Annotated in this window: 15 protein-coding genes and 3 tRNA genes; all 18 read right to left on the bottom strand. The window is 54.4% G+C overall.

Features of this window, described 5'->3' with window-relative positions; genetic code table 11:
* Positions 1–215 precede the first annotated feature (215 nt).
* The 18 genes from D7024_RS04475 to glyS all read right to left on the bottom strand — a co-directional run bounded on the left by D7024_RS04475 (position 216) and on the right by glyS (position 18,798).
* Positions 216–1,757, bottom strand: a complete 1,542-nt coding sequence (locus D7024_RS04475) for an acyl-CoA carboxylase subunit beta (protein ID WP_121450707.1) — start codon at positions 1,755–1,757, stop codon at positions 216–218.
* 24 nt (positions 1,758–1,781) lie between these two features.
* Complete coding sequence (gene acd / locus D7024_RS04470; RefSeq protein WP_121450706.1) at positions 1,782–2,945, bottom strand: glutaryl-CoA dehydrogenase Acd; 1,164 nt, start codon at positions 2,943–2,945, stop codon at positions 1,782–1,784.
* A 36-nt stretch (positions 2,946–2,981) separates the two neighbouring features.
* Entirely contained in the window at positions 2,982–3,758 is a 777-nt protein-coding gene (locus tag D7024_RS04465) for an IclR family transcriptional regulator (protein WP_165859265.1), read from the bottom strand.
* Positions 3,759–3,917: 159 nt separating this feature from the next.
* Positions 3,918–5,120, bottom strand: coding sequence for a CaiB/BaiF CoA transferase family protein (locus tag D7024_RS04460; RefSeq protein WP_121450704.1), 1,203 nt, complete (start codon positions 5,118–5,120; stop codon positions 3,918–3,920).
* A gap of 275 nt (positions 5,121–5,395) precedes the next feature.
* Positions 5,396–5,471 (bottom strand) — tRNA-Val (locus D7024_RS04455).
* Positions 5,472–5,474: 3 nt separating this feature from the next.
* A tRNA-Glu gene (locus D7024_RS04450) sits at positions 5,475–5,550 on the bottom strand.
* Positions 5,551–5,685: 135 nt separating this feature from the next.
* Positions 5,686–5,761, bottom strand: a tRNA-Ile gene (locus D7024_RS04445).
* A gap of 112 nt (positions 5,762–5,873) precedes the next feature.
* Positions 5,874–6,974, bottom strand: coding sequence for an RNA polymerase sigma factor RpoD (gene rpoD / locus D7024_RS04440; protein WP_207666891.1), 1,101 nt, complete (start codon positions 6,972–6,974; stop codon positions 5,874–5,876).
* Positions 6,975–6,994: 20 nt separating this feature from the next.
* A complete protein-coding gene (gene dnaG, locus D7024_RS04435; RefSeq protein ID WP_121450702.1) occupies positions 6,995–8,752 on the bottom strand; it encodes a DNA primase in 1,758 nt (585 codons plus the stop codon).
* Between the two features lie 122 nt (positions 8,753–8,874).
* Positions 8,875–9,879 carry a deoxyguanosinetriphosphate triphosphohydrolase gene (locus D7024_RS04430; protein WP_121452463.1) on the bottom strand — a complete coding sequence of 335 codons (1,005 nt, stop codon included), beginning with the start codon at positions 9,877–9,879 and terminating at the stop codon, positions 8,875–8,877.
* 61 nt (positions 9,880–9,940) lie between these two features.
* Positions 9,941–10,558 carry a flavodoxin family protein gene (locus tag D7024_RS04425; protein WP_121450701.1) on the bottom strand — a complete coding sequence of 206 codons (618 nt, stop codon included), beginning with the start codon at positions 10,556–10,558 and terminating at the stop codon, positions 9,941–9,943.
* A 102-nt stretch (positions 10,559–10,660) separates the two neighbouring features.
* Positions 10,661–11,251, bottom strand: a complete 591-nt coding sequence (thpR, locus tag D7024_RS04420; RefSeq protein WP_121450700.1) for an RNA 2',3'-cyclic phosphodiesterase — start codon at positions 11,249–11,251, stop codon at positions 10,661–10,663.
* A gap of 4 nt (positions 11,252–11,255) precedes the next feature.
* Positions 11,256–11,660, bottom strand: coding sequence for an HD-GYP domain-containing protein (locus D7024_RS15340; protein ID WP_121450699.1), 405 nt, complete (start codon positions 11,658–11,660; stop codon positions 11,256–11,258).
* Entirely contained in the window at positions 11,599–12,252 is a 654-nt protein-coding gene (locus D7024_RS04410; protein ID WP_121450698.1) for a PAS domain-containing protein, read from the bottom strand. The genes D7024_RS15340 and D7024_RS04410 overlap by 62 nt, the downstream gene beginning before the upstream one ends.
* Positions 12,253–12,464: 212 nt before the next feature.
* Positions 12,465–15,107 (bottom strand): pyruvate, phosphate dikinase, encoded by a 2,643-nt coding sequence (gene ppdK / locus D7024_RS04405; RefSeq protein ID WP_121450697.1) that lies wholly within the window; start codon positions 15,105–15,107, stop codon positions 12,465–12,467.
* On the bottom strand, positions 15,097–15,903 hold the full coding sequence (locus D7024_RS04400; RefSeq protein ID WP_243113692.1) for a pyruvate, water dikinase regulatory protein: 807 nt from the start codon (positions 15,901–15,903) through the stop codon (positions 15,097–15,099). The genes ppdK and D7024_RS04400 overlap by 11 nt, the downstream gene beginning before the upstream one ends.
* A 40-nt stretch (positions 15,904–15,943) precedes the next feature.
* Positions 15,944–16,582 (bottom strand): transcriptional regulator CcpN, encoded by a 639-nt coding sequence (ccpN, locus tag D7024_RS04395; RefSeq protein ID WP_013823652.1) that lies wholly within the window; start codon positions 16,580–16,582, stop codon positions 15,944–15,946.
* 110 nt (positions 16,583–16,692) lie between these two features.
* Positions 16,693–18,798, bottom strand: coding sequence for a glycine--tRNA ligase subunit beta (gene glyS / locus D7024_RS04390; protein WP_121450696.1), 2,106 nt, complete (start codon positions 18,796–18,798; stop codon positions 16,693–16,695).
* Between the last annotated feature and the right edge of the window lie 11 nt (positions 18,799–18,809).

The following is an 18,809-nucleotide window of genomic DNA, read 5'->3' as shown; positions in this document are numbered from 1 at the left end:
ATTTTGCCCTGCGCGTCGAGGGTGATTTTGGCTTCCGTGTCAAAGGTTTGTTTGGTGAATACTACTACCTTCATCTTCCCCCTCCTTAAACGTAAGAGCGACGCAATTATATTGCAGGCGCAAATCTTCGGTGAACCAGGTTGGATGCGGTGCGCCTCTTACGCGAAGCACTGGATTGGGCGAGGACGGCACCGCATCCCTGTCATAACTTTACCCTACAGGTTAATATTGGAGTACTTCCGCCATGGTCTGGCCACCTGTTTGTTCTCCAGGATATCCAGCGCCCTGGCGATGTACTTCCTGGTATCGCTGGGCATGATGATATCGTCTATATAGCCGCGCTCCGCGCCGCGGTACGGGTTTTCATATATTTCACGGTATTGCTGGATTCTCTCGGCGGCTACTCTGGCCGGGTCTTCGGCATTTTTAATTTCCTTGGCAAAAATTACGCTGGCCGCCGTTTCCGCACCCACAATGGAGACCTGGGCTATGGGCCAGGCGTAGACCAGGTCGGCCCCGGTGTCCTTGCAGCACATCCCTAAATAGGCACCGGCAAAGGATTTGCGCAGGATTACCGTGACCTTGGGCACCGTGGCGTCGATGTAGGCGTAAAGCATTTTGGCTCCATGCCTCAAGATACCCCTGTGTTCTTCGTAGGAGCCAATCATGTAACCCGGGGTGTCGTGGAAATTAACCAGGGGAATGTTGAAGAGGTCGCAGAAGCGCACAAACCTGGCTACCTTGTCGGCAGCATCGCAGTTGATCACGCCGCCCATATACAGGGGCTGGCTGGCCACAAGCCCCACCGTCCGGCCGGCAATCCTGCCGAACCCCACAATCACGTTGGGAGCAAAATCTTTCAGGATCTCAAAGAAAACCCCATTGTCCACTATTTTATAGATCACCTGGTGCATGTCATAAGGTACGTGGCCTTCCTCGGGCACCAGGCCGTCCAGTTCGGGGATGATCCTTTCGGCCTCGTCGCCGGTATCCACCCGGGGCGGCTTCTCCCGGTTGTTTTGCGGCAGGTAGCTCAAGAGTTCTTTGGTCTTGTCCAGGCAGTCCTTGTCATCTTCCACTACCACGTGGGTTTGTCCGGTCCTGGTGGCGTGGACATGTACGCCGCATAAATTCTCCAGGCTGATTTCCTCACCAAGCTGGGTCTTCACAAAGGCCGGCCCGGCTATACCCATGAAACCGGTCTTTTTGCACTGGAAGACAAAGTCCTGCATCACCGGGTGATAGGCCTGCCCTCCCAGGCAGGGCCCCATCAACAGGGCAATCTGGGGGATAATACCGGAGGCAAGGATTTGGGAACGGAACAACCAGGCATAGGCCTCGAGGGTGTCCATGCCTTCCTGGAGGCGGGCGCCGCCGGAGTCGTTCATGCCCACAAAGGGGATGCCCATTTCCTTGGCCATGTCAATGGCCTGGGCGAATTTTTTGCCGTGGTATTCCCCAAAAGTACCGGCCATGGCGGTATAATCCTCCGCCGCCACCATCACGTTCCGGCCGTTTACCTTACCGTAACCCACCACCACGCCTTCGGCCGGAACCTCCCTTTTATCCATACCAAAGGCCGTGGTGCGGTGCTTGACGAACATGCCGATTTCCGTGAAGGTGCCGGGGTCAAAGAAATATTCTATCCTTTCCCGGGCCGTCCATTTGCCGGCTTTGTGCTGCTGTTCCACCGCCCTGGGGCCGCCCATTTGCAGGATTTTTTCTTTTTTCTCCTTGAGTTCCTGGTAGCGATCCATTTATGCTTCCTCCTCCAGATGTGATCAGGACGAACGGTTGGCCTTGCGATAACCAAGAGCATCCTGGGAGATAATGAGCTTGTGGATGTTGCTGGTACCTTCCACTATCTGATAATATTTGGCGTCACGGAAGAACCGGGCCACGGGGTATTCCTCGGAGTAACCGTAGGCGCTGTATATTCTCAGGGCATAATCAGCGCATTTATTGGCGGCTTCACTGGCAAAAAGCTTGGCCATGGAGGTTTCCAGGGTGTTGGGCACCCCTTTGTCCTTCAGGAATGCCGCCCGGTAGGTTAAAAGGCGGGCCGCTTCAATGTCCACGCACATTTGAGCAATCATGTCCTGGATCATCTGGAACTTACCGATGGGCTGGCCAAACTGCTCCCTGGTATTGGCATATTCGATGGCGGCGTCAAGGCAGGCCTGGGCCACTCCCACTGCACCCGCGGCCGAGGCCAGGCGGGTGTTGTCCAGTTGCTGCATGCAGATGGCAAATCCCTGGCCTTCCCGCCCCAGGAGGTTTTCTTTGGGCACCTTGCAGTTTTCAAAAGTAATGGTACCCACGGGCGAAGACCAGTTGCCCAGTTTTTCAGTTATCGCTTCTACGGTAATGCCTTCACTCTTCATGTCCACGATGAAGGCAGACATGCCCTTGGCCCGCTGGGAGGGATCGGTATAGGCGTAAACGAGGGCTATGTCGGCTACAGGCGCTAAGGAGATCCACATCTTGCTGCCGTTCAAAACATAATAATCTCCCTCTAAAACAGCGCGGGCCTTCATGGACGCTACGTCGGATCCGGCGTTGGGTTCGGTCATGGCAAAACATCCCAGCAGTTTGCCGCTGGTGAGCCCCGGCAGGTACTTTTGCTTCAACTCTTCGCTGCCGTAACGCCAGATGGTAATGGCCGGGCCAAGGGTGTTGGCCGCAAAAATGATGCGCAGGGAGCTGTGCACCCGGGCTATTTCCTCGGCCAGAATGGCTAAAGCCAGGTAGCCCAGTCCGTTCCCGCCGTATTCTTCGGGAATAACGCAGCCTAAAAAGCCCAGTTCCCCCATCTTTTCCACCAGGTCCCGACGAAAGCGGTGCGCCTTGTCGTCGGCGTCCACCGTGGGCAGCACTTCGCTCACGGCAAAATCGCGGGCCAGCCTTCTAATGTCCTGTAACTCTTCCGGTAAATCGAAGTTCATAAGATCTCCTCCCCGGTGAGAAATTCATTTTTGCCCTTAGTTAGCCCGGGCAACTCTGGACGGCTGTGCTTGGGAATAACCCAGTTTCTGGGATAATGTTTCCGCAGCGCGCTTCACCTCCCTGATTAAAACCGGCAGCCGTTCTTCGGTAAAGCGGCTTTCTATGCCAATGATCCCTATGGAGGCCCTGACGGAACCGGAAAAATCGTAAACCGGTGCTGCTATGCCTACGCCATGGTCAAGATAGTCGCCATAGGTAATCGCGTAACCCTGTTCCCGGATCTTTTTGATCTCCTCCAACAGCATTTTCGGGTTCAGAGGTTCCTGGTGCTCCGTCATTTCTTTGATGTACTGGTGGATAAAATCGTCATCCATGAAGGAGAGCAGAGCCTTCCTTGCCGCACCCCTGTGTAAGGGCACCTCTTTGCCAACCAGTTCCATTACTTTCACCGGATAAGGGCCTTCGACCCTTTCCAGGAAAACGCCCATCTTACCCTGAACGACGGTAAGATAAGAATCTTCACCGGTGCAAAGGGTAAGCTCTTTTAAAACGAACAGGGCTGCCTTCCTCAAATCCAGCATTCCCCTGACCTGCAGGCCCATCTTCAACAGCTGGGGACCCAGCTGGTAATTTTTGGTTTCAGGATCCTGTTCGACTATCCCAAATTCTTTAAATGTTTGCAAAAAACGATGAATGGTACTGGGTGGAAAACCCGTGAGGTGGAAAAGCTCCCTTATGGACAAGCCGTTTTCAGATCCTTTTTCCGAAATAGCCTGAAGGACAATCAGGCCCTTGCGCAGAGTGTTGCTCATCAGCATCAGACCATTCCATATAATGAATTTCATTCCGATAAATAGTGGAATTTTAATTTGTTTTATTTAGACATTTCTTTCTTTTTCCCTGCAATCCGGCAAAAATATAAAAATTAAAGTTAATTTTCCGACCTCTAACTTCCGACCTCCGACTTCCATTTAGATTGCCCCGCACGCCTTGAGTTCTTCGATTTCGGCGGCAGTATAACCCAAACTCGAGAGGATTTCATGGGTGTGCTGGCCCAAAAGCGGCGGGGGCAGCCGGTACTCAATGGACATTTCGGAGAAGTTTAAGGGGCTGCCAAGCACCTTGACTTTCCCCGCTTTTTCATGATCCATTTCCACCACCATGCCCCGGTGCAACACCTGGGGATGGGAAACCACTTCCGAAATGGCGTTAATCATCCCGCAGGGTACCTTGTGCTCGTGCAACAGGTTTACCCAGTAGCTGGCCTCTTTTTGAATGAAAATTTCAGCCAGCAACTTCTCCAGTTCATCCCGGTGTTTTACCCTCATCTCGTTGGTAACGAACCGGGGATCATCCACAAACTTGAGATCCAGGGCAGCGCAAAAACGCTGCCAGATGGCGTCGTTGCCCACGGCCAGGATGAAATACTTGTCCCTGGCGCGGAAAGCCCTGTACGGCACGATGGAAGGATGACCCGAGCCCATACGGATGGGATCTTTCCCGGACGCAAAATAGTTGCTGGCCATGTAGGTCAACCAGGAAACCTCCGTATCCATGAGGGAGATGTCAATGTACTGGCCTTTGCCGGTTTCTTTACGGGCCATCAGGGCGCTTAAGATCCCAATAACGGCATACATGCCCGCTCCAATATCAATAATGGCCACGCCAATGCGTACGGGTTCGCCGTCCTTTTCCCCTGTGATGGACATGAGCCCACCCTCACCCTGCATCAACAGGTCGTAAGCGGGGTGATCGCGGTAGGGGCCGTCCTGCCCATAACCGGACAGGGAACAGTAGATAATTTGCGGGTTAATTTCTTTAATCCGCTCATAATCTACACCCAGGCGCTGCACCGTTCCGGGCAGGAAGTTTTCAATCATCACATCGGCTTCTTTGGCCAGCTTGTAGATGATTTCCCGCCCTTTGGGCGATTTCATGTTGACGGTAATGCTTTTTTTGTTCCTGTTGACGCTTAAGAAATAGGCGCTTTCTTCGTTAATAAAGGGAGGGCCCCAGCTCCGGGTCTCATCGCCGACCCCGGGCATTTCCACCTTGATCACTTCCGCCCCCAGATCACCCAGAATCATGGTGCAGAAAGGCCCCGTCAGGACGCGGGAAATATCCAGTACCTTGATCCCTTCCAGGGGCAACTTTTCCTTCTTTTCCGCCGCCATACTGTCTCCCCTCCTTGTTCCAAATAATAAAATGGGTTCCAATAGATGAGTTATCATTTAGACAAATATTTGTTTTTTCCTGCTGTTATGACAAAAAATTTTTACTTAATATTCTTGAGAGATTTAAAGCGCTAGAAAGAAAAAAAAGAGCCCCCTTATTCAAGGGGACCCTGGTTTTACCGGTGTGCGAAAGTGTGCAATTTGCCTTTTCGCAATCCATCCAGCTATCTTCTATAGAAGAGAAAGCCTCCCATTCAGGGAGGCCTTGATTTCACTGGTGGGCGATGACGGATTTGAACCGCCGACCCCATGCTTGTAAGGCATGTGCTCTCCCAGCTGAGCTAATCGCCCGTATGGTGACCCCAGCGGGATTCGAACCCGCGTTACCGCCGTGAAAGGGCGGTGTCTTAGACCACTTGACCATGGGGCCGTAATCTGTCGTCAGTCGTCGGAAGTCAGAAGTCAGAAATTAATTGCCGACCATACCTACCACGGCAATAAAAAATGGCATAAAAATCAACGATAATTTCTCTGACCTCCAACTTCCGACCTCCGACTTCCATTTTGGTGGGCCCACCAGGACTCGAACCTGGAACCAGCCGGTTATGAGCCGGATGCTCTACCAATTGAGCTATAGGCCCACAAATTAAGATATGAGATGTGAGACTGGAGAACGGTGCATAAATGATTATACATAAAAACACAGCCCCGGTCAATGGCTTTGTGGAGAAAAATTATACCGGGGCTGGTGTTTTAATCTAAGTAATCTTTAAGCTTCTTGCTCCGGCTGGGATGCCGCAGCTTGCGCAGGGTTTTCGCCTCAATTTGCCGGATCCGTTCCCGGGTCACCCCAAACTTCTGCCCCACTTCCTCTAAAGTGCGGGCGCGGCCGTCGTCCAGCCCAAAGCGCAGGCGCAGCACTTTTTGTTCCCGGTCGGTGAGGGTTTTAAGAACCTCCTCCAGTTGCTCCCGCAGGAGAGTATAAGAGGCCTCTTCCGCCGGCGCCCGGGCATCCTGGTCCTCGATGAAATCCCCCAGGTGAGAATCTTCTTCCTCCCCGATGGGCGTTTCCAGGGAAACGGGCTCCTGGGCTATTTTCATGATCTCCCGCACCTTTTCCTCGGAAATGCCCATCTCCCTGGCAATTTCCTCCGGGGTTGGTTCCCGGCCCAGTTCCTGCAAAAGCTGGCGGGAAACCCGGATCAGCTTGTTGATGGTTTCCACCATGTGCACCGGGATCCGGATGGTCCTGGCCTGATCGGCAATAGCCCGGGTGATGGCCTGACGGATCCACCACGTGGCATAGGTGCTGAACTTATATCCCTTGCGATAGTCAAATTTTTCTACCGCCTTGATCAGTCCCAGGTTGCCTTCCTGGATCAGATCCAAAAAGAGCATGCCCCGGCCTACGTAACGCTTGGCTATGCTGACCACCAAACGCAGGTTGGCTTCCGCCAAACGCCGTTTTGCTTCCTCATCTCCCTGTTCCATGCGCTTGGCCAATTCTATTTCTTCTTCCGGAGTCAACAGAGGAATGCGCCCGATCTCCTTCAAATACATCCTTACGGGATCGTCTATGGCAACCCCTTCGGGAATGGAAAGGTCCACATCTTCTTCTGCCGGCGGCTCCATAACGGCGTCGTCTATAGGTTCCAGGTCCGGAATTTCCGGCACCACTTCGATACCCATGCCGGCTAATTTTTCATAAATGTCGTCAATTTGTTCCGGTGTTAAATCTACCCCCTGCAGGGTATCCATGATCTCACTGTAAGTGAGGACGCCCCGTTTTTTACCCTTTTCGATTAATTCTCTGACACATTCAAGTTTGCTCAATTCGTCCCCCAATTTGCTCATTCCCCCTTTCCAACAAGGGCTTACCGGGTCTGTAGTAGACTTTGCAGATCACTTAAAATCCGGGCTATACGCCCCTGATCGCCAACCCTTTCGGCCTCAGCCAGTTCCTGTACCAGTCTTTCTCTTTCTTCCTGTATATTATTTCTTTGAATGGTACAGACAAGATCGGGAATTATTTTAACCGGGTCATCCCCGGGTATTTTTTCCATGAGCAAGCGGCTTAATAAGTGTTGTCCTTCTTCGTCCAATTCATGCATCCACGCGGCCGGGTCAACCCGCACGGCTTCCCCCTCACGGCAGACAAACTGGTAAATCTGGCGTAAACCAGGATCCCGGGGGGAGAACTCGCCCAGTTGCCGGCGAACCTCCCGCACATAGCCGGGATAATGCAACAACAGTTGCACAAGGAGCAATTCCGCCTTACTTCGGGCGCTTGCTATTATATTATGCTTATTTTTAGCAATTTTATCCGGATTTGACCATTTTTTCCCCAAGTTTTTACTAAATCGCTGCAAAGCATCTCTTACCGCTTCCCAGCTTAAGCTTAAACGGGCAGCCACCCGCTTAATACCCTCTTCCCGTTCCACTTCCCCAGGCATGGCAGCCAGGTTTGGTAGAACCTGGGCCAACAGGGAAGCGGTATCACCACCTTTTTTCGCCGCCCGGCTTAGCTTGTAGTCCAGCAGGGAGGTCGCCGTCTCGACCAGTTGCTGCCACTTCCCCCTTCCATGCTGCCTGATATATTCATCCGGGTCTTTCCCCTCGGGAATGGTGACCACCCGCACGCGAAATCCAAGCTGTTGCAGAAGATCCAGCCCCCGGATGGTGGCAGCAACACCCGCCGTATCAGCGTCATAAGCAATGACCACATCTTTAGTGTAACGGGACAAAAGATGGCCCTGCTCCGCAGTGAGGCTGGTCCCCAGGGAAGCCACCGCATTGTGAATTCCGTGTTGGTGAGCAGTAATCACATCCATATAGCCTTCCATAATGATGGCGTAACCTTGTTCCCGGATGGCTGCCCGGGCCAGATGCAGGCCGAAAAGCAGCTGTCCCTTATTAAATACTATGGTCTCCGGGGTGTTCAGGTACTTGGGCTGGCTGTCATCCAGTACCCGGCCCCCGAAACCCACCACCCGCCCCTGGGCATTGCAAATGGGAAAGATCAGGCGGTTTCTAAACCGGTCGTAAGGTTTTCCCCGCTCCCCCCTGATCAAAAGACCCAGTTCCACCGCCCGCTGGGAAGGGCAGTTGCGGGAGGCAAGAAACTGTAACAGGGTATCCCACCCGGGAGGAGCATAACCCAGTTGAAAAATCCCCTGGGTATGCCGGGACACCCCCCGCTTTTCCAGATAGCTGCGGGCCTCGCTTGCTTCCGGCCGGTGGGTGAGAATATGGTGGTAAAAATCCCGCACCATAGCGTTAATTTCCCAGGCCTGCTCCTCCAGCCATGCCCGCGACCCCTCCCGGGGCCCGCCAAAGCGCGGTACTACTATGCCGGCCCGGTCAGCCAACCTGTGTACCGCCTCTGGAAAAGTCAGGTTCTCGTGAAGCATCAAAAACTTAAAAACGTTGCCGCCCGCCCCGCAGCCAAAACAGTAAAAGATCTGTTTGTCGGGGCTGACCGTAAAGGATGGATCCCTCTCCTGGTGAAAGGGACAACTACCAACATAGTTTTTCCCTTTCTTCTCCAGGCGAACATACTCACCGATTAGCTGCACAATATCGGTTGCCAGACGGACGGATTCCACCACATCGGCTGGGATCAGGCCACCCATGGGAACCACCCTTTCAAATCCATCCCAGGGGCGTCACGTCCCTCTGTGAATGAGGTATTCGCTATCACTATAGATTTTCCTCCCCAGACCTTCGACAATTTTTCTATCCTTCCGCCGTTAACCTATCCCGGCGTGGGAAAGGCCCGGGGAATAAAGATACGGGAAAATTGGGTAATGGCAAAATGGTCGGTCATGCCCGCAATGTAATCACAAACTACCCTTTCCACCCCTACCTCATCAACCCTTTTCAATTGTTCCGGCGGCAGCGCTTCCGGATGCCTGGTGAAGTAAGTGTAAAGGTACTGGACTACGTTTTTTGCCTTGGATTCCTCTCTTTTTGCCTCTGAACCAATGTAAACATGGGCAAAGAGGAAAGACCGCAGCTCATCGGTGGCTTGCTGGACCTCAGGGCTCATGGAGATCACCGGTCTTTCCCAGCTGTTGTTGATCAGGTCCAGCACCATAGTATTAATGCGTTCCCGGTGAGTGCGTCCCAGAACGTCCAGGCAGGGTTTCGGTAAATCCTCCAGGGTAAGAATGCCACCCCGGATGGCGTCATCAATATCATGGTTAATATAGGCCACGCGATCACAAATTTTTACCACCTGGCCTTCCAGGGTAAGCGGCCGTACCGGACCGGTGTGGTTTAAAATCCCGTCCCGGACTTCCCGGGTAAGGTTTAAACCCCTTCCCCCTTCCAGTTCATCCACGATCCGCAAACTTTGCTCATTATGACGAAACCCGGGAGGAAAAACTTCATTTAAAGCCTCTTCCCCGATATGACCAAAGGGGGTATGCCCCAGGTCATGGCCCAGGGCAATGGCCTCGGTAAGGTCTTCATTAAGACGCAAAGCTTTGGCCACCGTACGGGAAATTTGAGCCACTTCGAGGGTATGGGTAAGTCGGGTACGGTAGTGATCCCCTTCGGGAATGATAAAAACCTGGGTCTTGCCCTTTAAACGGCGAAAACTTTTGGAATGGATGATCCGGTCCCGGTCCCGCTGAAAAGCCGTACGCACCTGACAGGGTTCCTCGGGGTACAGTCGACCGGCACTGGATGAACTGCAACAGGCGTAGGGAGATAACTGTTGTTCCTCCAACCTTTCCGTGCGTTCCCGAATGTTCACCTTTATCCCCCCGATGAAAAACCCCCGGAGCCACGGGGCATAAACCGGGGGCATGAAGTTTTTACCTGCCCGTCACCCGGGACCTGTCACGTAGCCCCCGGGTAGCCAGGGCTACTTCCACTACCCGCCGGGCCAGTATCCGGGCCCGCTGCAATCCCAGGGTGTCCTCGCTAGCGGGATCCTGGGCACAGGCCCCTTGATGCCCCGCATCATCTTCCAGGTAGCCGTCCCCCACCACGGTCATTCCCTGGCAAAGCATCATGTCGTGCATGGCCCGCAAGGCGGTTTCCTGCCCGCCAAAACGGGCACCGCCTACGGTTAATGCCCCGCCGACAACATTCAAGAGAGCTTTCTCCCGGCGCAAAAGACGGGTGCGGTCCCAAAAAGACTTCAGGTGGGATGATACGGTACTGAAATATACGGGACTGCCCATAATGATGCCATCGGCCTGGCGCATTAAATTAAACATGTCCTCCAAACGGGTTCCGGCAAAGCACTTCCCTGAACAGGGATCGGAGCAGACGGTACAATAGGGGACCTTTAATTCCGCCAGAACCTCGGACACCTGACAAAAGACAAACCTTGCGCCTGCCGTTTCCACTACTTCCCTGGTGGCCAGCAACATCTGGGCGGTACTGCCCGCCCGACGAGGACTACCGTTAATAGCCAGAACCAGCATATTCATACCCTCTCTTCAAGGACTTAAACTAAGTTATTTACACCTTAAAAAACAAATTTCCTTCCTTGAGATTTTTAAAAAATTATGCCTTGCAAAACGAATTTAGACCTTTAACGAGCTTTTCAGACGAATTTGAGCCATTAAGGCATATATCGGTCCGCCGCGGGTAAGCTCGCTCTGCATCAAATCCACCGAAGACACTTGTACCGTTCCAAGCTGAGTGCAGGCACCGCCAAGTTCACGCACCCGTAGCATCAGTTCCTGTACCCCCCGGGGAGAACGCAACCTGGCCAGCGTTAAGTGAGGAGAAAAGGGTCGACCTGGTAAAGGAATCCCGAAAGGCACCATGGCCTCGCCCACCAGCCGGTGGATTTCCCGCAACTCGTTCCCCCCGCCGGTGACACCGACCCAGAGAACCCGGGGACGCCGGGGATCCGGGAACACGCCCAAACCACCCAACTGCACGGAAAAAGTCTTTTGGGTAAGCAAGACCTTTTGAGCCGCGGAAATCAGGGCATTGATCAGGGAAACCTCCACCTCACCCAGAAAGTGGACGGTTAAATGCAAGTTTTCCTTTTCCACCCACCTGGCATCCGCCCCGGTCCCTTGCAACTGCCTTTGGATCTCCCAGAGCTGCTCTTTAATTGAGTCGGGAAGGTTTATGGCCCAGAAAAGCCGCATGGTTTTACCCATTCCCTCACTCCTCTTCCTCGCCCTTATATTCGCCCAAAATACGCATAAAAGCCTCGACTACCCGGGGGTCAAATTGGCCCCCGGCATGGCGTTTCAATTCGTTGATGGCCACCGGCACCGGCAATGCCTTGCGATAGCTGCGATCCGAGGTCATGGCATCAAAGGCATCGGCCACGGCCAGAATGCGGCTGAGCAGGGGAATTTCTTCACCCCGCAACCCCCGCGGGTAACCCCGGCCATCATAACGTTCATGATGGGCCAGCACTACCGGAACCACATCCTCCAACCAGCTGATATGGGACAAAATAGTGGCTCCCTTTTCCGGATGGGAGGTAATCTGCTTAAATTCATCCATTGTTAGGGCCCCTGGCTTGTTGAGAATCCGGTACGCCGATTTTACCCACGTCATGCACGACACCGCATATATAAGCCAGATCAACCTCTTTTTCGCTCAGCCCAAGGGCCTCCGCAATGAGACGGGCATATTCCGCCACCTTTTCACTGTGACCCATGGTGTATTGATCCCGGGCACCAATGGCCTCGGCGAAGGCATAGATGGTTTCAAACTGCTCGGAGACTGTGGTCAGGCGATTCATTACCGTTTCCTTTAACAGCCTCCGGTCCCGGAGGAAATTGTGGTAGATGGCACAGGCCCCCACCACCCCTCCATCCTGGTTACGCAGGATAGAAGTATCAACCAGGAAAACTTTCGGCAGAACATGCAACGCGGTTTTTATTTCTTCCGGACGCAAAGAAAACTCGCGGCCCGTTTCCAGCGTTTCAATTAAAGCGCTGGAATATCTGCCTCTGTGGTCAAATTTTTTTCCCTGATAAAGGCTTTCAATCAAGGAACGGGAAATAATCTCTTCTTTCTTAACCCCCAGCTCCCTTTCGGAAGCGCTGTTGAGATAAATCAGGATCCCCCCGGCGTCAATAACCAGCACCGGACAGGGCAAAGCTTCCAAAACTAGCTGGTCTAGCGATGCAGTTTCACCATCCATATCAGGTCCCCTTTCCCTTAAACGATAACTGCTATAATCTTTCTCTTTTTGTCGCCTTTTTCCTGTAACCAAATCCCTAAAATTATTAACCCTCCCAAAGGGAGGGCGCAGTATCGTCAGAAATGACCCTGGGCGGCCGGTTAACTCATCACGGAAGACGCTCCTTCCGAAACACCGACCGCCCTCCTCATCACAGTTTTCAAGCGTCACTTTTAACCGTTCTTTACCCTGGCCTGGGCTGCGGCCAGGCGGGCAATGGGAACCCGGAAGGGGGAACAGCTGACATAGTTCAACCCGATACGGTGGCAAAACTCAATGGAACTGGGCTCGCCGCCGTGCTCGCCGCAAATACCGATGACCAGATCGGGTTTGGTCTGGCGGCCCAAAGCCACGCACATTTTCATCAATTTGCCCACGCCGGCCTGGTCGAGAACGATGAAGGGGTTTTCCGGCAGGATCTTCTTCTCCACATACTCGTGCAGGAATTTGCCCTCGGCATCATCCCGGGAAAAACCAAAGGTGGTTTGGGTCAGGTCATTGGTGCCAAAGGAGAAGAAATCGGCTTCCCGGGCAATTTCATCGGCCAGCAGGGCCGCGCGGGGTATTTCTATCATCGTCCCCACGCTATACTCAAATTCTACACCCGTTTCCTTCATTACCTGTTCAGCCACTTCGTCAACCAGCTGGCGCAGCAAAGCCAGCTCCCTGACCTCACCCACCAGGGGAATTTCCACTTCCGGGAACACCTTTACACCCTCTTTTACCAGCTGGACCGTAGCCTGAAAAATGGCCCTGGCCTGCATGGCATAAACTTCCGGGAAGGTTATGCCCAGACGGCAACCCCGGTGACCCAGCATGGGGTTGAATTCCGCCAGCACCCTTACCTTTTTCAGCAACTCCTCTTTCTTCCGCAGTTCTTCTTCATCGCCACCGGTGAGGCGCAGGCGGGTAATTTCTACGGCCAGTTCTTCCGCGTTGGGCAAAAATTCGTGCAAGGGAGGATCCAGCAGGCGGATGGTAACCGGCAAACCCTCCATGGCCTTCAAGATACCATAGAAGTCCCCCTGCTGCATGGGCAAAAGCTTATCCAGGGCAGCCTGACGCTCCTGGGTGGTGGTGGCCAGGATCATCTCCTGCACTATGGGCAGACGGTCCGGGGCCATGAACATGTGTTCCGTGCGGGTCAGGCCGATACCTTCGGCCCCAAAGGCCCGGGCTTTAGCCGCATCTTCCGGAGTGTCGGCATTGGCCCTTACGCCCAGGGTGCGGATCTCATCGGCCCACTGCAACAGCTCAAGGAACTCGGGGGAAAGCTCGGGATCGATCAGCGGCACCTCCCCCAGCATGACCTGGCCTGTGGACCCCTCAATGGAAATGACATCTCCCTTTTTGACCACCAGGTCATTGACGCGAAATTCGCCGGCCTCGTAATCAATGCGGATGGCCTCACAGCCGCAAACGCAGGGCTTGCCCATCCCGCGGGCCACCACTGCCGCATGGCTGGTCATTCCACCCCGGGAGGTGAGCACCCCCTGGGCGGCAACGATGCCGTGGATGTCGTCGGGAGTGGTTTCCGTACGGACCAGGATGATTTTTTCACCCTGATTGCCCAGAAGTTCAGCCTCGTCGGCGTCAAAAATAACCTTGCCGCTGGCGGCACCAGGGGAGGCAGGTAGACCTTTGGCAATAACCTTTACGCTGGCCCGGGGATCGATACGGCGGTGCAGCAGTTGATCCAGCTGGGCGGGCTCCACCCGCATGATGGCCTCTTCTTTGCTGATCAATCCCTCATGGACCATATCCACGGCAATTTTTACGGCCGCCTGGGCAGTGCGCTTACCGGTACGGGTCTGCAAAATGTAAAGTTTGCCCCGTTCAATGGTAAATTCAATGTCCTGCATGTTCCGGTAATGTTTTTCCAGGCGCTCGCAAATTGAGGCAAACTGCTGGTATACATCGGGCATTTCCTCTTTTAAGTCGGAAATGGTCCGCGGTGTCCGGATGCCCGCCACCACATCTTCGCCCTGGGCATTAATCAAGTATTCCCCGTAAAGCTCCCGGGCTCCGGTGGCCGGGTCCCGGGTGAAGGCCACCCCGGTACCGCAATCATTCCCCAGGTTGCCAAAGACCATCACCTGGACGTTAACGGCGGTACCCAGGTCATCGGGAATTTTGTTGATCTTGCGATAAACAATAGCCCGGTCGTTGTTCCATGAGTTAAATACGGCATAGATGGCCATGAAAAGCTGCTCCATGGGGTCCTGGGGGAAAGACCTCCCGGTCTCCCGTTCGATTAAGGCCTTGTACTCCGCGACCACCTGTTCCAGATCCTCGGCCGGCAATTCCTGGTCCAGGGTCACCCCCCGGCGTTCTTTATACCTTTCCAGGATCCGTTCGAATTTGGCATGTTCAATGCCCAGGACCACATCGCCAAACATATTCAAGAAACGGCGGTAGCAGTCAAAGGCAAACCGCTGGTCGGCGGCCCGGCCCAGGCCTCCCACCGTTTCATCGTTTAACCCCAGGTTGAGCACTGTATCCATCATCCCGGGCATGGAAACGGGAGCACCGGAGCGTACACTCACCAGCAAGGGATTGGCGGGGTCGCCAAACCGCTTGCCCGTTTTTTCCTCCAGGACACGTATCTTTTCCCGCACCTGTTCCTCCATTCCGGGAGGGAACCGCCGGTCATTAACGTAAAACTCCTTGCAGGCCTCCGTGGTAATAATCATGCCGGGCGGGACAGGCAGGCCGATGTTGGTCATCTCTGCCAGATTTGCCCCTTTGCCGCCAAGCAGATTCTTCATGTCTGCGCGGCCCTCTTCAAACAGGTAGACATACTTTTTACTTGACATGCCTTTCCCCCCTATAATAAATTTCCAGCACGCGGCTGGCCGTTTCCTCTACCGCCTTGTTGGTAACGTCAATGACCGAACATTTTACCCGGCGCATGATTTCTTCCGCGTACTCCAGCTCCTGCAGTATGCGTTCCATGCTGGCGTAATTGGCCTTGGAAGCCAGCCCCAGGGCCTTCAAGCGTTCCCGCCGGATTTCATTCAGCTGCTGGGGTTGTATGGTTAAACCGATTACCCGGTGGGGCGGCAATTTGAAAATTTCTTCCGGTGGCGCCACCTCGGGCACCAGGGGAACATTGGCTGCCTTGATGGCCTTGTGGGCCAGGTACATGCAAAGGGGTGTTTTGGAAGTCCGGCTGACGCCGATCACCACCACGTCCGCCCGCAAAATTCCCCGGGGGTCTTTGCCGTCATCGTACTTCACGGCAAACTCCACTGCTTCCACCTTGCGGAAATAATCCTCGTCGATACGGCGGACCAGGCCGGGCTCCAATTTCGGTCTTTGCCCCCCTACCCGGGTCAAGGCATCCAGCATGGGAGTCAGGATGTCCACGGTAGGTATATTGTACTTGCACGATTCCCTTTCCAAAGCTTCCCGTAACTCCGGAACAACCAGGGTATAGGCAATGACACTGGGCCTGGTACTTGCTTCCTGTACAATCTCGACAATCTCTTCCACATCATGCACAAAGGGTACCCGGTGGATATCCCCCACACCGGAGTTGAACTGGCTGGCCGCCGCCCGGGCCACCAGCTCCCCCGTTTCACCAATGGAATCGGAGATGATGTAAATCACCGGGTGTGTATTACTGGTCGTGGTAATGGTTACCTCCCCCTTAGTTTCCTTCTCCCAGCTCAACAAAGAGGCGAGTAATGTTGGTTTTGCTCAGGCGACCGATGACTTCCAGGTCCTTATTTTTGTCGCCCCCCTCAACCGGGCGTACCACGGGCAGGGCATCCACTTCGTGGGTAATTAATTTCTTGGCTGCCAACCAGACCGAATCATCAGGGCCCACGGTAATGACGTTAGGCATGCGGGTCATCACCACACCCACGGGTAATTTATGGATATCCTGCCCCCCCAGGGTGATCTTCAATAGATCCTTCCGCGAGATAACCCCCTCCAAAATCCCTCCCTCCCGGACCACGATCAGCGTCCCCACGTCCTCAATGAACATGGTGACCACCGCATCATACACCGAACAATGCTCCGATACCACCACAGGCACGGACTTTACTTCTCCCACCTTGATGCGGTGGAGCTTTTCGGCAATCACCTTGTTCGGGGTCTTGCCGCTGTAATAGTAGCCCACCCGGGGCCGGGCCTCTAGAAGCCCGGCCATGGTCAAAATAGCCATATCGGGACGCAAGGTGGCCCGGGTGAGGGAGAGGCGCTCGGCAATCTGCTCACCGGTAATGGGACCTTCCTTTTTGACAATCTCCAGAATGGCTTCCTGTCGCTTGGAAAGTTCCAATTTCATCGCCCCTTAAAAGAGCAATTATGTTATACTAATCAACCTCACTACAGCAATTATATATATTATATATTCCTTCAGCATTTCCCTTCTGCACGGAAATCAAAAATTCATGTATACAATTTGTCCCCCGGTGCGGCAACCAGTTTGCTCAGATCGGCCACCCCCAGGGCCAGGGTGGCCACTCCCTTGAGCAGACTGAGACGGTTGTTCCGGATTCTTTCATCATCCACCATCACCATGACGGCGTCAAAAAACTGATCTACCCCCGGCCGCAAAGAAGCCATGGCCGCCAGCGCCCCCCGGTAATCCCGGGCGGCCAGGTTCCGGGCAACCTCTTCCTGCACCTCTTTTAATTTCTGGTACAGGACTATTTCTGCCGGGTGCACGAGGGCAGCCGGGTCCACGGTGGTGGAACCGTGCTTGCGGGATAAGTTATGGGCGCGGGTAAAAGCCGTGAGCACTGCTTCAAAATGGGGTTCGTCCCGGAAGATCTCCACAGCCTGGGCGCGCTGCCAGGCACCGGTGAGATCATCAAAACCGGCCGCCAGCACCGCCTCAACCGTGTCGTAGGATAATCCCCGGTCGGCAAAAATTCCTTTCAAGCGCTGGGCAAAGAAGTCCATCAGGTGGGATATAACCTGTTCTCTTCTCAGCTTCAGTTCCACCCGCCCCCGGTACTGTTCGTAAGCCTGCTCAATCAACCCGCGCAAGGAAAGTATTAGTTCCTCCTCCAGGCAGACATGGCATACCCCCAGGGCCTGCCGGCGCAAACCGTAGGGATCCTGGGAACCGGTGGGCTCGATGCCGATAGCAAAACAACCCACCAGGGTGTCCATCTTATCGGCCAGACTCAATATCCGTCCCGGGGTAGTAACCGGCAGCTCATCGCCGGAGAAACGGGGGAGGTAGTGCTCGTAAATGGCCCGGGCCACCACCGGGTCCTCTCCGGAAGCCAGGGCGTATTCCCGGCCCATAACACCCTGCAATTCGGGAAATTCGTAAACCATGCTGGTCACCAGGTCGGCTTTGGCCAGGTAAGCCGCCCGCAGCACCTGCTCCGTTTCTTTTTCGTCCGCGGCAAAAGCACGGGCCAGGTAACGGGACAGGCCAATGAGGCGTTCCACTTTGTCATAGACCGTACCCAAACTCTCCTGCCAGACAACCTTTTTTAAGGCCTCGACCCGGTCAGCCAGGGGTGTGGCCAGATCATCTTTCCAGAAAAAGGCGGCATCGGCCAGACGGGCCCGTAGCACCTTTTCATTCCCGGCCCGGACGGTGTCCAGGTGCTCCTCATTGCCGTTGCTGATGGCAATAAAACGGGGCAGCAGTTTGCCTTCGGAATCCCGCACGGGGAAATAGCGCTGGTGCTCCCGCATGGGTGTGACCAGCACCTCCCCGGGCAACTGCAAAAAGCTTTCGTCAAAGCTGCCGCAAAGGGCTACCGGATATTCCACCAGATTGGTTACTTCCGTCAGCAGTTCTTCGTCGGTCTCCACCTGCCCGCCGACCCGGGCTGCTAGCTCCTGTACCTGGTTCCAGATCATCTGCCGGCGCCGGTCGATATCCACCACTACCCGGCCCCGCTCCATAACCTCAAAATATTTGCCAGCATGGGGGATTTCCAGAGGACCCTGGCTTAAAAACCGGTGCCCGCAGGTAATCCGCCCGGATCGGAGCCCGGCATAGGAAAAATCAATCACCTGATCACCGTAGAGGGCCACCAGCCAGCGAATGGGACGGGCAAACCGCACCTCCAGAGCCCCCCAGCGCATGGGTTTAGGGAAATGCAAACCGGCAATTAAAGAGGGGCAGAGCTCGGCCAGCACTTCCGTTGCGGGCCGGCCCTCCTGACGCTTTACTGCAAATACATATTCCACGGGGCCCAGGTTTTTCACCACCAGCTGGGAAACATCCACCCCCTGGCTTTTGGCAAAACCCAGGGCCGCCCGGGTTGGCTCCCCGGCCGGATTGAAGGCCACTTTAACTGCCGGCCCTTTTACCTCCTGGATCAGGGATTCCTGCACACCGGCCAGGTTGTGGACGTAGAGGGCCAGGCGCCGGGGGGTGCCATAGGTCTTAATTTCACCAAAGGACAGCCGGTTCTCCCGCAACAGATTCGCTGCCAGTTCCTTTAATTGTTCCAGGGCCGGGTTTAAAAACCGGGCCGGTATTTCTTCCATACCAATTTCCAGTAAGAAATCCTGGGTATGCATGGTTGTCCTCC

Origin of the sequence: Desulfofundulus salinus (genome assembly GCF_003627965.1) — a bacterium.
Lineage (GTDB): Bacteria > Bacillota > Desulfotomaculia > Desulfotomaculales > Desulfovirgulaceae > Desulfofundulus > Desulfofundulus salinus.
The sequence above is the reverse complement of the archived record's forward strand: the minus strand, read 5'-3'. Positions and strand labels throughout refer to the sequence as shown.